The following is a 13,581-nucleotide window of genomic DNA, read 5'->3' as shown; positions in this document are numbered from 1 at the left end:
TCAGACCTCGTGGACGGCGCCGGCCCGCGCGATCTCCACCGGGCCCCGGAAGACCGCCTTCGCGTCCCGCGCGTTGATCTGCGGATCGGTCCACGGCGGGATGTGGGTGAGCAGCAGGCGCTCGACACTGGCGCGGACCGCGGCCTCGCCGGCCTCGCGGCCGTTGAGGTGCAGCCCGGGGATGTGCTCGTTGCCGTCGGTGAACGACGCCTCGCAGAGGAACAGGTGGCTCCCGCTTGCCAGTTCGTCCAGCGCCTCCGAAGGACCCGTGTCCCCCGAGTAGGTGAGGGTGCGCCCCGTCGCGCGGTGCTCGACCCGGTACGCGTACGCCTCCACCGGGTGGTCGACGAGCGCCGCCGTGACCCGGAAAGGACCGGCGTCGAAGACGTCTCCCGAGGCGACGGTCCGGAAGTCGAAGACCTCGCTCATCGAGGAGTCGGAAGGGGTGTCGCCGTACGCGGTGGTGAGCCGGTGCTCGGTTCCCTGCGGCCCGTAGACCGGCATCGGCGAGCAACGGCCGCCGTCGAGGCGGTAGTAGCGGGCGACGAAGTACGCGCACATGTCGACGCAGTGGTCGGTGTGGAGGTGACTGAGCGCGATGGCGTCGAGGTCGTAGAGGCCCGTATGGCGCTGGAGTTCGCCGAGGGCGCCGTTGCCCAGGTCGAGGAGGAGCTGAAAGCCGTCGGCCTCCACCAGGTAGCTGGAGCAGGCCGATTCGGTCGACGGGAACGAGCCCGAGCAGCCGAGGACGGTGAGCTTCATCGAGCGGGACCTCCGTGGACGACGGTGCGCGGACTTTCGGCGCGCCCTGCCAGTGCCGTCGCCCACGACGACGCTGACGAGGGGCTTTCGAGCGTAAGCCGCGCGGGTCCCCTGCGCTCCTCCGCAGTGCGGCGGTGTGGGCGGAATCACCAGCGCGGGGTACGGGCGGCGCGGCACCGATCGCGGCCCGTCCGCGCGAGACTGGGCGCACAACGGACCGGCGGGGCCGGGGAGGTGGCGCGGTGGAGAAGGCATGGTGGGTGGCGCTCGGCGTGGTCGTCGCGCTCGCGCTCGTCACGGCCGTGGTCGACGGGCGGGGGAGGCTCGGTGCGCGCCGCAGGCCGCAGCAGCCGGGGGCGCCGGCGCCCGGCGAGGTGTGGTGGGCCGTCGACGAGCCGCCGCCCGAGCCGCACACGCCGCCCGGCATGCGCCTCTGCCTCGTCCTCGGCGTCCACGGCGGGCGCGCCCGCGTCGCCCGGGTCACGACCTCCGAGTCGGCGCCCGGCGCGGACGAACTCCCGCTGCCGCCCGAGTCGGTGAGCGCCCGGGAAACGGACGCGCGGACTCCGCGCGTGCGCGCCGGAGGGCCCGGCGAGGACGTGGAGCTCAAGGACCTCAGGTACCGCGCGGGCCGCGTCGACGCCGCGCTGTGGCGGCGCGTCCGGGACGGGCAGGGCTGACCCGGCGCCCAACGGGACGGCGCCGCGGCGCACTTCGGCCCCGGCTCGCGCCTGGCGGAGCCGGGGCCGGTCGGGCGGCCTGGGCAACGTCCTTGCTCAGGCCCAGAGTTGTCCCTGGAGCAGCTCGACGGCCGCCTCGGTGGACTCGGCCGTGTAGACGCCCGTCGAGAGGTACTTCCACCCTCCGTCGGCGACGACGAAGGCGATGTCGGCGTCCTGCCCCTCGCGGAGCGCCCGCTTGCCGACGCCGATCGCGGCGTGCAGCGCGGCGCCCGTCGAGACGCCGGCGAAGAGGCCCTCCTGCGCGAGGAGTTCACGCGTCCGGGTGACGGCGTCCTCGGAGGAGACGCTGAAGCGCGTGGTGAGCACGGACTCGTCGTAGAGCTCGGGGACGAACCCCTCGTCGAGGTTGCGGAGCCCGTAGACGAGGTCGTCGTACCGGGGTTCGGCGGCGACGATCCGGACGTCCGGCTTCTGCTCGCGCAGGTAGCGGCCCGCGCCCATGAGCGTGCCCGTGGTGCCGAGTCCCGCGACGAAGTGCGTGATCGAGGGGAGGTCGGCGTAGATCTCCGGGCCCGTGCCCGCGTAGTGGGCGCCGGCGTTGTCCTCGTTGCCGTACTGGTAGAGCATCACCCAGTCCGGGTGCTCGGCCGCGAGCTCCTTGGCCACGCGCACCGCGGTGTTGGAGCCGCCGGCCGCCGGCGAGGCGACGATCTCCGCGCCCCACATCGCGAGGAGCCGGCGCCGCTCCTCGCTGGTGTTCTCCGGCATGACGCAGACGATCCGGTAGCCCTTGAGCTTCGCCGCCATCGCCAGCGAGATGCCGGTGTTCCCCGAGGTCGGCTCCAGGATCGTGCAACCCGGCGTGAGCCGGCCGGACTTCTCGGCCTGCTCGACCATGTGGAGCGCCGGGCGGTCCTTCACCGAGCCGGTCGGGTTGCGGTCCTCCAGCTTCGCCCAGATCCGCACCGACTCCGCGGGTGAGAGCCGCGGCAGGTGCACGAGCGGGGTGTTCCCCACCGCGGCCAAGGGGGAGTCGTAGCGCATCAGGCGGACGTCTCGGCTTCCGCGCTGCCGCCGGCGACCGCGGGCAGGATGGTGACGTTGTCGCCGTCCTTGAGCTCGGTGGAGATGCCGTCGAGGAAGCGGACGTCCTCGTCGTTGAGGTAGACGTTGACGAAGCGGCGCAGCTCGCCGCCGTCGACGAGGCGCTCCTCGATCCCGGTGTGCCGGGTCTCCAGGTCGCGGAAGAGCTCGCCGACGGAGGCGCCGGTGCCCTCGACGGACTTCTGGCCGTCCGTGTAGGTGCGGAGGATGGTCGGGATGCGGACCTCGATGGCCATGATCGTGCTCCTGTGAATGAGGTGGGGATGCGGGCGGCGCGGGCGCCCGGTGCGGCTCGGCACACGGCGGCAGCCCCTCGCCGGCGGGCTGCCCTCCGCGGCTCAGACGGCGGCGCTGCGCGCGGGACAGACGGCGCTGGCGAGGCGGCACAGATCCACGTGCAGGCGGCCTACGAGCAGGCTGCCCGCGGCGTTCTCGAATGCGCTCACACGGTGGACAACCATGGGGTCATCGTATCGATTCCCGTGCCGGCACCCGAGCCGCGTCCCGATGCGCGGACACGTATATGGACACCCGCCCGCCGGTGCACGCGGTCAGGCGTACGCCTCGACGAGCCGCACCTCCTCCTCGGTGACCTCGCCCTCCACGATGCGGAAGGACCGGAAGGAGAACGGGCCCTCGTCGTTGCCGCACTCGGCGGTCGAGACGAGGACGTAGTGGGCGCCCGGCTCGTTGGCGTAGGTGATGTCGGTGCGGGACGGGTACGCCTCGGTGGCCGTGTGCGAGTGGTAGATCACCACCGGCTCCTCGTCCCGGTCGTCCATCTCGCGGTAGAGCTTCAGCAGGTCCTTCGAGTCGAACTCGTAAAAGGTGGGCGAGCGCGCGGCGTTGAGCATCGGGATGAACCGCTCGGCGCGTCCTTCGCCGGCCGGCCCGGCGACCACGCCGCATGCCTCGTCCGGGTGGTCCTTGCGGGCGTGCTCGACGATGCGGTCGTGCAACTCCTGGGTGAGGGTCAGCATGCGGCCCAGACTAATCGCCGGCCGTTCGCGGGGATGCGGGCGGTCGCGGACCGCCGCCGCGGGGCTCGGGCGGCGGTCCGCCGGCGTCAGCCGGCCTGCGCCGCCTCCTCCGCGCGTGCTTCGTCGCGCTCTATCTCCTCGTCCGAGTCGCCTGCGTCCTTGCGCCGGGCGTAGTCGAGCACCTTCCGCAGCTCGCGCTTGACGATCGGCATCAGCAGGTAGAGGCCGGCGATGTTGAAGAGCGCGGCACCGAAGAGGACGGCGTCGGAGAGATCGACGAGGGCGCCGAGGGAGAGCAGCGCGCCCGCGATGGTGACGAGGCTGAAGACCACCTTGTAGACGAGGACCGAGGCGCGGCTCTCGCCGAAGAGGAACGACCAGGTCTTCAGGCCGTAGTAACTCCAGGTGAGCGCGGTGGAGAAGGCGAAGAGCAGCACCGCGACGGTGAGGACGTAGGGGAACCACGGCAGCGCCGTCTCGAAGGCGTCGGAGGTGACCGAGATGCCGGCGCCGGTGCCGGTGTTGACCTCCTCACCGGCAGCGGCCTTCTCGCGCAGGCCCTCGTAGAGCGGCCCGCCGGCGATGACGATGGTGACGGCGGTCATGGTGCAGACGATCACGGTGTCGATGAAGGGTTCGAGCGAGGCGACGAGCCCCTCGGTCGCGGGGCGCTTCGTCTTCACGGCCGCGTGGGCGATCGACGCCGAGCCGATGCCGGCCTCGTTGGACCAGGCGGCCCGCTGGAAGCCGATGATCAGGGCGCCGATCAGGCCGCCGGCGACGCCCTGCGGGTTGAACGCCTCGGTGACGATGGTGGCGAGCGCGGACGGGACGGAGCCGACGTTGAAGCCGATCACGATGAGGCAGCCGGCGATGTAGACGAGGGCCATCGCGGGCACGAGGCGGCTGGTGACGCGGCCGATCGCCTTCACACCGCCGAGCAGCACGAGCCCGATGAGCAGCGCGAGGACGACGCCGAAGGCGAGCGAGCCGCCCGAGGAGGCGAAGATGCTGTCCTCCTTGCCCGTCACCGCGGTCAGCTGCTCGAGGGACTGGTTGACCTGGAAGAGGTTGCCGCCGAAGAAGGCGAAGAAGAGGATCATCACGGCGCTGCAGAAGGCGAGCACCTTGCCGAGCCCGGGCAGTCCGCGTTCGGCGAGGCCGTGGGTGAGGTAGCGCATGGGGCCGCCGGAGACGGTCCCGTCCTCGTTGATCTTCCGGTACCTCACGCCGAGCGTGCATTCGACGAACTTGGTGGCCATGCCGAGGAATCCGCAGAGGATCATCCAGAACGTCGCGCCGGGGCCGCCGATCGAGACGGCGATGGCGACGCCCGCGATGTTGCCGAGACCGACCGTCCCGGAGACGGCGGAGGTGAGCGCCTGGAAGTGGGTGAGCTCGCCCGCCGCGTCCGGCTGGTCGTATCTGCCCCGTACCAGCCGCAGCGCCAGCGGCATGCGGCGGACCTGCACGAAGCCGAAGTAGCAGGAGAAGACGAGGCCGGCTATGACGAGCCAGGCCACGATCAGCGGCATGCTCGCGCCGAAGACGTTCACCTCGTAGAAGACGAGGTCGTTCAACAGGGTCGAGACCGGGTCGACGAGATCATTGATCGTGCTGTCGACTCGGTCGGTCCAGGATTCAGTCGCCATGCATTTCCCTTGGCCGTACGGACGGATTTCCCCGCATCGGCCGGACGGGCGCGGCGAACCGTAGGCGAGCGGTCAGCTGTTCCTACCACAGGAGAACTCGCAGGTCACGACCTTGACAAAGAGCGGACAAAGGCTCAACTCCCGTACTGTGCAAGGGAATCGAGTCGTCTTCTCCGCCGATGTCCGAGCATTTGGGTGCGGAGCCGGCCCGCCTCAGGGGCGGGGCTCGTCGAAGACCTCGGGGGCGCGCGACTTGATCACCCGGTAGGCGGTGACGAGGAGCGCCGCCCAGAGCGGCGCCCCGTAGAGGGAGACGCGCGCGTCCGGGTCGACGGCCATCACGGCGAGCGTCAGCCCGATGAACCCGAGCGCGAACCAGCTCGTGTACGGCGTGCCGGGCGCGCGGAACGGGGAGCGCGGCAGGAGGCCGCGGTCGGAGAGCCGCCGGTAGCGGAGCTGCGCGAGCAGGATCATGATCCAGGCCCACATGCCCGAGATGGTGGCGAAGGAGACCACGTAGTCGAACGCCTTTGAGGGCCACTGGTAGTTGATCCAGACGCCGACGAGCATCAGTGCGACCGAGACCGTCGTCCCCAGCAGCGGGAGGCCGTTGCCGCTGAGCCTGGTGAGGAAGGCCGGGCCCTGCCCGTTGCGCGCCAGGTCCCGCAGCATCCGGCCGGTGGAGTACATCCCGGAGTTGCAGGAGGAGAGCGCCGCGGTGAGCACGACGAAGTTGACGATCCCCGCGCCCGCGGGGAGCCCGATCCGGGCGAAGGCGGCGACGAACGGGCTCGTGCCCGGCTCGAAGGCGGTCCAGGAGACGACGGAGAGGATCACTGTCAGCGCCCCGACGTAGAAGAGGGCGATCCGCCAGGGAACGGTGTTGATCGCCCGCGGCAGGTCCTTCGCCGGCGTCTTCGACTCACCGGCGGTCACGCCGACGAGCTCGACGGCGACGAAGGAGAACATCACGAGCTGGAGCGTCATCAGGGTGCCGCCCACGCCCTTGGGGAAGAAGCCGTCGTGCGACCAGAGTTGGCCGAAGGAGGCGTCGGAGCCGGCGGCGGAGAAGCCGAAGGTGATCACGCCGAGGCCGACGAGGATCATCCCGATGATCGCGGTGACCTTGACCATCGAGAACCAGAACTCCATCTCCCCGAAGATCTTCACGGAGATCAGGTTCGCCGCGTAGAGCAGCAGCGTGAAGGCGAGCGCCGACGTCCACTGCGGCACCCCTGGCCACCAGTAGTGGACGTAGGTGGCCGCGGCGGTCACTTCCGTCATGCCGGTGACGACCCAGAAGAGCCAGTACGTCCAGCCGGTGGCGAAGCCGAAGAAGGGGCCGAGGAACTCCCGCGCGTACTCGGAGAAGGCGCCGGACACCGGGCGGTACATGAGGAGTTCGCCGAGCGCCCGCATGATGAAGTAGATCACCACGCCCGCGACCGCGTACGCCAGGATGATGCTCGGACCGGCCCTGTGGATCGTCTTGCCGGCGCCGAGGAAGAGCCCGGTGCCGATGGCGCCGCCGATCGCGATCATCTGGATCTGCCGGCTGCCGAGCCCCCTCCGGTACCCCTCCTCCCCCGACGCGGTCGGTGTGACGCGCCGCGCGGGGCCCGTCGGCTCCTCCGGCGGCGGTGGTTCTTCGACCTGCTCGGAGGTCATGTGTGGCCCCGCCTCTCTCCCTCGGCCGGCGCTCGGCCGGCCGGCTCGCGGTCCGGGGGCGCGGCCCAGCGGCCGTCGGCCGCGATGCGCCCCCGGGCGTGCGCCTGGCTCGCAGACGCAGCCGTACCACCGCCGGGCGCGGACGAAGCGGCGACCGGCCGCGGGACCACCGGACGGCGGGTGCGGGGCGCCCGACGCGTGCAGCGGCGGAGCCCCGCAACCGGCGTGCGGTGCGGGGCTCTTGGGGCGGTCGGGTCAGGGGAGGAGCGTCTCGACGAGCGTCTCCTGGAGACCGCCCAGCCAGAGGAAGGCCATCACCATCGGCTTGCGCGGATCGGAGTCGGGGAGCTGGTAGAGCTCGCCGCTGTCCTCGTCGTCGGTGATCTCCAGGCGGGCACCGAGCGCCAGCCGCAGGTCGTTGAGGACGCCGAGCCAGACGCGTGAGTCCTCGGGGCCCAGCGTGAGGACGGCGCCGCTCTCGGCCGGTCGCAGCGCGTCGAGGGAGCGGACGACGGCGAGGCCGGCGTCGCGCTTGCCGGCACGCAGGTCGGTCTCGGTGTAGCGGCGGAACTCGGCGGAGGCCGAGCGCGCCTCGGCGGCCTCGGCCTGCGCCTCCGGCGTCTTCGCCTCCGGTGTCCCGCCGGGTCCTTCGCCGTACGCGTCGGGGAAGAGGCGGGCGAGCGCCGGATCGGTGGGGGGCTCGCTCGGGCCCTCGGCGAAGAGGGCGTCGAGCGGGTCGGCCTCCTCGCTGCCGGAGTCCGCGTCGCCGGGGCCGATCAGCTCCAGGAGTTGGACGGTGAGGCTGCGGAGGATGGAGATCTCAACTTCGTCGAGCGCGACGGCGGCGCCGTCCGAGGTGGCCTCGAAGTACCCCGCCATCAGCGGTCCTGCTGGAGCGTGGCCCAGAGGCCGTAGCTGTGCATCGCCTGCACGTCCCGCTCCATCTCCTCGCGGCTGCCGGTGGAGACGATCGCCCGGCCCTTGTGGTGCACGTCCATCATCAGTTTCTTGGCCTTGTCCTTCGAATAGCCGAAGTATGCCTGGAAGACGTAGCTCACGTAACTCATCAGGTTCACCGGGTCGTTGTGGACCACGGTGACCCACGGGACGTTCGCCGCGGGGACCTCGGCATGCTCCTCACCGGTCTCCGGGTTCTCCGTCTCCATCGGCTTCTCGGTCGGCGCGACACTCACGGGGTCCATGCTGCCATCAGCCGCCGCCTGCGGCACAAAGAGCCGGCTCTCCGCCGCCCCGGAGAGAGGCGGCGGCACCCCGCCTTATATCGTCATGCTGACGAAATGAAGGGTATCCTCGGCGCCGGCGGCGGGCACCGCCGTCACGCGCACCGAGGCACACCAACAGCACCGGCCGCCGTACGAGGGGCCGGCAAACCCGACGCACGAGGTGAGTCCCGTGGACCGACCAGGCGAGGCAGCGCCCGCGAGCCCGGACGCGGCAGCGGGGCTGCCGGTCTCCGTACCCTCCACCGCGCTCTTCACCGACCAGTACGAACTGACCATGGTGCAGGCGGCGTTGGCGGACGGCACCGCGCACCGGCGCTCCGCCTTCGAGGTCTTCACCCGGCGCCTCCCCGGCGGCCGCAGGTACGGCGTGATGGCGGGGAACGGGCGCGTGATCGACGCCGTCGAGAACTTCCGCTTCGACTCCTCGACGCTCCAGTTCCTCCGCGAGGCCCGCGTCGTCGACGAGCCGACGCTGGAGTGGCTCGCCGACTACCGGTTCGGCGGCGACATCGTCGGCTACCCCGAGGGGGAGGTCTACTTCCCCGGTTCGCCCCTGCTCCGCGTCGAGGGCACCTTCGCGGAGTGCGTGCTGCTGGAGACGGTGCTGCTCTCCATCCTCAACCACGACTCCGCGGTCGCCGCCGCCGCGTCGCGGATGGCGCTGGCGGCGCACGGCCGGACGATGCTGGAGATGGGCGCGAGACGCACCCACGAACTCGCCGCCGTCGCCGCCTCGCGCGCCGCATACATCGGCGGTTTCGACACCACCTCCAACCTCGCGGCGGGACACCGGTACGGCATCCCCACCGTCGGCACCTCGGCGCACTCCTTCACCCTCCTCCACGACACCGAGCGCGGCGCGTTCACCGCGCAGGTCGAGTCGCTGGGGCGCGGCACCACCCTCCTCGTAGACACCTACGACGTCGCCGAGGCGGTCGGCACGGCGGTCGAGGTCGCGGGGCCCGAACTCGGCGCCGTCCGGATCGACTCGGGGGACCTGCTCCTCCTCGCGCACCGCGTGCGCCAGCAGTTGGACGAGCTCGGCGCCGAGCACACGAAGATCGTCGTCACCAGCGACCTCGACGAGTACGCCATCGCCTCGCTCGGTGCGGCGCCCGTCGACGCGTACGGGGTCGGCACCCAACTCGTCACGGGAAGCGGGCATCCGACGTGCTCGATGGTGTACAAGCTCGTGGCGCGGGCCGACTCGAACGAGCCGGGGGCGCCGCTGCGGCCGGTGGCGAAGCGGTCGATGGGCGGCAAGCAGTCGCTCGGGGGCGCCAAGTGGGCCGCGCGGCGGCCCGACGGGGCAGGTGTGGCCGAGGCGGAGGTCGTCGGAACGGGGTCCGTGCCGGAGGAGTTGGAGCCGCACCTGGTGCAGCGGGAGTTCTTCAGGGGCGGCGAGGCGGTGGGCCGCGAGGCGCTCTCGGCGGCGCGGGAGCGGCACCGGTCCGCGGTGGCGGGGCTGCCGATGTCGGCGATGCAGCTCTCCCGCGGGGAGCCGGTGCTGCCGACCGAGCACCTCTGAGCCACCGGCGCCCAACTCCCTTGCGCCCGGCGGCGATCGGCCCCGGCATCCGGTGGCCGTCGGGCCGACCGCGCCGACGGGAGGGGGTGCGCGCTGCGCGTTCCGTACGGGTGTCTTACGCTCGAACCCCGTGGACGCGCCGGCCGCATGCGACCGGCCGCCGCGGTGCCGCCGTCCCCGGCGGCCCGGCCAGGACCAGGCCGGGCGCCACCGCTCCGGCCGAAGGGTGTGGACCATGCACCGGGCACTGATCGTCGTCGACGTGCAGAACGACTTCTGCGAGGGCGGCAGCATGGGCGTCGCAGGCGGGGCCGACGTCGCCGCCGCCATCACGGAGTTGGTGGGCGACGCCTCCGCCGGCTACCGGCACACCGTCGCCACGCGCGACCACCACGTCGACCCCGGCGGCCACTTCTCGGCCCACCCGGACTTCGTCGACTCCTGGCCGGTGCACTGCGTCGCGGGCACCGAAGGGGTGGGGTTCCACCCGAACTTCGCCCCCGCGGTCGCCGGCGGGGCGATCGAGGCCGTCTTCGACAAGGGGAAGTACACCGCCGCTTACAGCGGGTTCGAGGGCGCCGACGAGAACGGGCTGCCGCTCGCCGAGTGGCTGCGGCAGCGCGACGTCGCCGAGGTGGACATCGTCGGTATCGCCACCGACCACTGCGTACGGGCCACCGCGCTCGACGCGGAGCGCGAGGGCTTCCGCACGCAGGTCCTCCTCGACCTCACGGCGGGCGTGGCGCCCGAGACGACCGAGCAGGCGCTGGAGGAGCTGCGGAAGGCGGGCGTCGGGCTGCTCGGCGCCCCCGTCGTACGCGCCTGAGGCCGCGCCCGTCAGGCCGTGCCTGTCAGGCGGTGCCGACGCGGAGGAGCGAGGCGATGGGGCGCCAGGGCTCGGCCTCGTCCTCGGGGACGGCGCGCCAGACGAGGCCCTCGGGGTGGTGGAGCACGGCGGTGACCTCGTCGGTCGTGGGCGGCTCCGCGTTGCCGTTGAGGTAGACGGCGCGCAGGCCGAGGTTGCGGAGGCGGGTGAGGGCGCGTGCGCGGTTCCCCGAGTGGACGAGGACGCGGACGCGGGGCTCGTCGCCGTGGCGGCGGCGCGGGGCGGCCGCGCGGACGGTGTGCGGCTCGTCGGCCGCCGCCGACCAGCGGCGCCTTCCGGCCTCCTCGACTATCTCGAGTCGCCTTCGCTGCACGGAGCGTGACAGCCGCGGGATCGACTCGCTCCTGGGTGCGGCGCCCGCCGGTCGGGGCCGCGGAAGGGTCAGCGCAACGATCACGCTGCCGTCGGGCAGCCTGACGAATCCGCCTCCTGACATGATCAACATCTCCCCCGTGAGACTCGGCTTCGGTGGACCTAGTAAGGCATCTAAACGCGATTGAGCGCTGACCGCCAGGGGGGTAACGCCCGATCATGTTTTGACCTGCAACGATGCAAATCAATTTGTTGCGCTCGTCACCCGCCATCGGCGCCCTCCTTGATCAACCCGAGGTGCGCGTAGTCGAATAGGCACGCTTTGTCAGGTGTATAGGGATAGTCGAGTTGACCACTCTTCGCCAGTGATGGCTCACAATGCGCCGATCTGCCGCACCATCCGGCGGTACGCTCCCGCTCGTCCTCTTCTGCTCCCACCTGTCTACGTTGCGTGACGGGAGCGGAGGCACACCGGGAAGACGACCGCCCGTTCTCGGCGCTCAAGCGGGAACCGCGGCCGTACCGCCCGCCCCTTCGGCTTCCCGGCCGACGGCAGGCACCCGGGCCGTGCGCATGCCAACTACGCGCGTCGCGCCGGAAGTTGACACCGTGAGCACGGAACTACACCGCGTCGCGGCGCTCTTCGGTGCGACATCGACCCCCTGGCCCCACGCGGCACACGGCGTACTGCGCCGATGGCGGCCGACGCGTCGTCAGATTACAACTGCGAACATCACGCGTCATCGCGGGCGAGGACTCCCGGAGCGGCGGGCGAGGCGGGAGAGAAGCCGGGCCCAAGTCCGGTGCCGAGCACGAGAGATGGAACCTCGCCGAGTTCGCGGCGGGGTTCGGCAGGGCCGTACGCAGCGGACGCCCCTACGCCGTCGTGCGTACCCGCATCCGCACGCGGGCCTCCGGCGTCCCGGTCCGGCGCCGCCCCCGGCACGTGGGGAAACACCGGGCGGCGCGCCGGGCGGACGTGCAACGGCACGCCGTGCCAAGGGACTTGGGGTACCGGTGACACCGTGCGCCGGTGCGCCCCCCGTGCAACAGGCGCGTGCCACAGGTCACGCTTACCGCGGTATCGGCCCGGGCATCTCGGCCCTAGAGTCGTTCGCAGGCGCTCCGCTCCACCCGGGGGCCTGCATCCGCCGGCGGGAGCCCGTGCCGCCGACGGCCGGTGTCCCAGCCGGTAGTTCGTCCGCAGGCCCGCACCGTCCGCCGGAGCAGTCCGACCGGCTGCCAACCCCCGAGACCGACATCCGAGGAGCGGAATCCGCCATGCCGCGTCCGATCCCCGCACAGCTCGCCTACGGTTCCGCCACAGTCGTCTGCACCACGCTCGCCATGCTGTGGCTGACACAGACCCGCTCGGGCACAGGGACCGCGGTGATTGCCGTCGTGGGCCTCCTGTTGGGCCTCGCAGTCGCCGTCGCCCTCCCCTACGTGCGTGCGGCACTCGCCTCCCGCGCCGCCGCGCGCACCGCACCCACCAGCGGTGCAGATATCGCACAGAGCGGTACGGGCCGCGAGCCGGCCCGTACCGCGGCGTTCTCCGACGGCTCGGACGCCGCCGACGCGCCGCCCGTCGAGAAGCCGGCCGACCCCGTACGCGGCCACCTCGCGCACGCGCACCGGGTCCGGCACCCCGAGTACTCACTGCGGCGCTGAACTACCCCTCGTAGTACGGCGCTTGGTCAGAGGCGCCCCGCGTCGGGGTGCAGTTTCCGCCGCAACTGGGCTCCACCGGCGACAAGTTGCCCGGCGAGGCCGCGCGAACCGCTCATGACGGCGGCAGTGGCGGTTCCCTCGTGCACTGCTCGACTTCCGCCGTGCGGCGCTGAGTTCACTCCACGACCGCGGTGACTTCGAGCTCGACGAGGTGGTCGGGGATGTCCAGCGAAACGACGCCGATCAGCGTGATGGGCGGCGTCGGGCGGGTCCCCAGCCTCGCGGCGGCGCGTGCGACGCCCTCCTCGAAGAGGGGCATCCGGTCGGAAGTCCAGCCCCCGGCGACGTAGACCTTCAGCCTGACGACGTCGTCGAACGTGGCGCCGGCCGCCGCGAGGGCCGTGGCGGCGTTGACGTAGCACTGCTCGACCTGGGCGGCGAGGTCGCCCGCGCCGACCGTCGCGCCGTCCTCGTCCCAGGAGACCTGGCCGGCGACGGAGACGAGCTTGGAGCCGGTGGCGACGGAGACGTGCCGGTAGAGGTCGATCCGCGGCAGACCTTCGGGGTGGAGAAGAGTGACGGCCATGCTGGTTGCCTCCTCGCGCGGGCCCGCGCCTCCGCACGGGCCGCTCTCTTGTGGTTACCGGGGAACCGTAAGAGAGTTGTCGTCGACGTGGAAGAACGCACTTTTCAGTGACTGGGGAACCCCATGGTGACCAAGCAGTTCAGCGGCTCGCCCGACGAGGCGGACCTGCGGCGCGCGGACACGCTCGCCCGCGAGATCTTCTCGGACGTCGCCAACAAGTGGGCGCTGCTGATCATCGAGGCGCTCGGTGAACACACCCTGCGCTTCAGCGAGTTGCGGAGGAAGGTCGAGGGCGTCAGCCACAAGATGCTCACCCAGAACCTGCGCATGCTGGAGCGGAACGGCCTCGTCGAGCGGACGGTGCACCCCGTCGTGCCGCCGCGGGTCGAGTACACCCTCACCGAACCGGGCCGCGCCCTGCTGGCGACCGTCGACGGCATCTGTGCCTGGACCCATCGGTACCTGGGCGACATCGAGAGCTCCCGCCTCCGCTTCGGCGCCTGAC

General features: G+C 71.7%; 16 protein-coding genes. 5 read left to right on the top strand and 11 right to left on the bottom strand.

Features of this window, described 5'->3' with window-relative positions; all coding sequences use genetic code 11:
- Positions 1–762, bottom strand: coding sequence for an MBL fold metallo-hydrolase (locus UWG_RS0117365; RefSeq protein ID WP_016908489.1), 762 nt, complete (start codon positions 760–762; stop codon positions 1–3).
- Between the two features lie 242 nt (positions 763–1,004).
- Between UWG_RS0117365 and UWG_RS0117360 the strand changes: the two genes are divergently transcribed.
- Positions 1,005–1,442, top strand: a complete 438-nt coding sequence (locus tag UWG_RS0117360; protein WP_016908488.1) for a hypothetical protein — start codon at positions 1,005–1,007, stop codon at positions 1,440–1,442.
- 96 nt (positions 1,443–1,538) lie between these two features.
- Here the strand turns inward: UWG_RS0117360 and UWG_RS0117355 are convergent, their stop codons facing one another.
- From UWG_RS0117355 to clpS, 8 genes are all read right to left on the bottom strand, one after another.
- Positions 1,539–2,489, bottom strand: coding sequence for a PLP-dependent cysteine synthase family protein (locus tag UWG_RS0117355; RefSeq protein ID WP_016908487.1), 951 nt, complete (start codon positions 2,487–2,489; stop codon positions 1,539–1,541).
- Positions 2,489–2,785 carry a MoaD/ThiS family protein gene (locus tag UWG_RS0117350; RefSeq protein WP_016908486.1) on the bottom strand — a complete coding sequence of 99 codons (297 nt, stop codon included), beginning with the start codon at positions 2,783–2,785 and terminating at the stop codon, positions 2,489–2,491. Before UWG_RS0117350 ends, UWG_RS0117355 begins: the two co-directional genes overlap by 1 nt.
- Positions 2,786–2,887: 102 nt before the next feature.
- Entirely contained in the window at positions 2,888–3,010 is a 123-nt protein-coding gene (locus UWG_RS33990) for a putative leader peptide (RefSeq protein WP_272943204.1), read from the bottom strand.
- Positions 3,011–3,100: 90 nt separating this feature from the next.
- Entirely contained in the window at positions 3,101–3,529 is a 429-nt protein-coding gene (locus UWG_RS0117345) for a M67 family metallopeptidase (RefSeq protein WP_016908485.1), read from the bottom strand.
- Positions 3,530–3,615: 86 nt separating this feature from the next.
- Positions 3,616–5,181, bottom strand: coding sequence for an alanine/glycine:cation symporter family protein (locus UWG_RS0117340; RefSeq protein ID WP_016908484.1), 1,566 nt, complete (start codon positions 5,179–5,181; stop codon positions 3,616–3,618).
- A gap of 213 nt (positions 5,182–5,394) precedes the next feature.
- Complete coding sequence (locus tag UWG_RS0117335; RefSeq protein ID WP_016908483.1) at positions 5,395–6,849, bottom strand: amino acid permease; 1,455 nt, start codon at positions 6,847–6,849, stop codon at positions 5,395–5,397.
- A gap of 255 nt (positions 6,850–7,104) precedes the next feature.
- Positions 7,105–7,728, bottom strand: coding sequence for a DUF2017 domain-containing protein (locus tag UWG_RS0117330; RefSeq protein WP_016908482.1), 624 nt, complete (start codon positions 7,726–7,728; stop codon positions 7,105–7,107).
- Positions 7,728–8,051: an ATP-dependent Clp protease adapter ClpS gene (clpS, locus tag UWG_RS0117325; protein WP_026328747.1), complete on the bottom strand. Its 324-nt coding sequence runs from the start codon at positions 8,049–8,051 to the stop codon at positions 7,728–7,730. The genes UWG_RS0117330 and clpS overlap by 1 nt, the downstream gene beginning before the upstream one ends.
- A 211-nt stretch (positions 8,052–8,262) precedes the next feature.
- Between clpS and UWG_RS0117320 the strand changes: the two genes are divergently transcribed.
- Together UWG_RS0117320 and UWG_RS0117315 are read left to right on the top strand one after the other, a co-directional pair.
- Positions 8,263–9,621 (top strand): nicotinate phosphoribosyltransferase, encoded by a 1,359-nt coding sequence (locus UWG_RS0117320; RefSeq protein ID WP_016908480.1) that lies wholly within the window; start codon positions 8,263–8,265, stop codon positions 9,619–9,621.
- Positions 9,622–9,856: 235 nt separating this feature from the next.
- Positions 9,857–10,447, top strand: a complete 591-nt coding sequence (locus UWG_RS0117315) for an isochorismatase family protein (protein ID WP_016908479.1) — start codon at positions 9,857–9,859, stop codon at positions 10,445–10,447.
- Positions 10,448–10,472: 25 nt separating this feature from the next.
- Here the strand turns inward: UWG_RS0117315 and UWG_RS0117310 are convergent, their stop codons facing one another.
- Entirely contained in the window at positions 10,473–10,820 is a 348-nt protein-coding gene (locus UWG_RS0117310) for a hypothetical protein (RefSeq protein ID WP_016908478.1), read from the bottom strand.
- A gap of 1,280 nt (positions 10,821–12,100) precedes the next feature.
- Here UWG_RS0117310 and UWG_RS0117305 point away from each other — a divergent pair.
- Complete coding sequence (locus tag UWG_RS0117305; protein ID WP_016908477.1) at positions 12,101–12,490, top strand: hypothetical protein; 390 nt, start codon at positions 12,101–12,103, stop codon at positions 12,488–12,490.
- A gap of 175 nt (positions 12,491–12,665) precedes the next feature.
- Here UWG_RS0117305 and UWG_RS0117300 read toward each other — a convergent pair whose 3' ends face one another.
- Positions 12,666–13,076 (bottom strand): RidA family protein, encoded by a 411-nt coding sequence (locus tag UWG_RS0117300; protein ID WP_016908476.1) that lies wholly within the window; start codon positions 13,074–13,076, stop codon positions 12,666–12,668.
- Between the two features lie 123 nt (positions 13,077–13,199).
- Here UWG_RS0117300 and UWG_RS0117295 point away from each other — a divergent pair, with 123 nt between their 5' ends.
- Positions 13,200–13,580 (top strand): winged helix-turn-helix transcriptional regulator, encoded by a 381-nt coding sequence (locus UWG_RS0117295; protein WP_016908475.1) that lies wholly within the window; start codon positions 13,200–13,202, stop codon positions 13,578–13,580.
- Position 13,581 lies beyond the last annotated feature (1 nt).

Origin of the sequence: Streptomyces xiaopingdaonensis, from assembly GCF_000262345.1 — a bacterium.
In the GTDB taxonomy this organism is placed as follows: domain Bacteria; phylum Actinomycetota; class Actinomycetes; order Streptomycetales; family Streptomycetaceae; genus Streptomyces; species Streptomyces xiaopingdaonensis.
The sequence above is the reverse complement of the archived record's forward strand: the minus strand, read 5'-3'. Positions and strand labels throughout refer to the sequence as shown.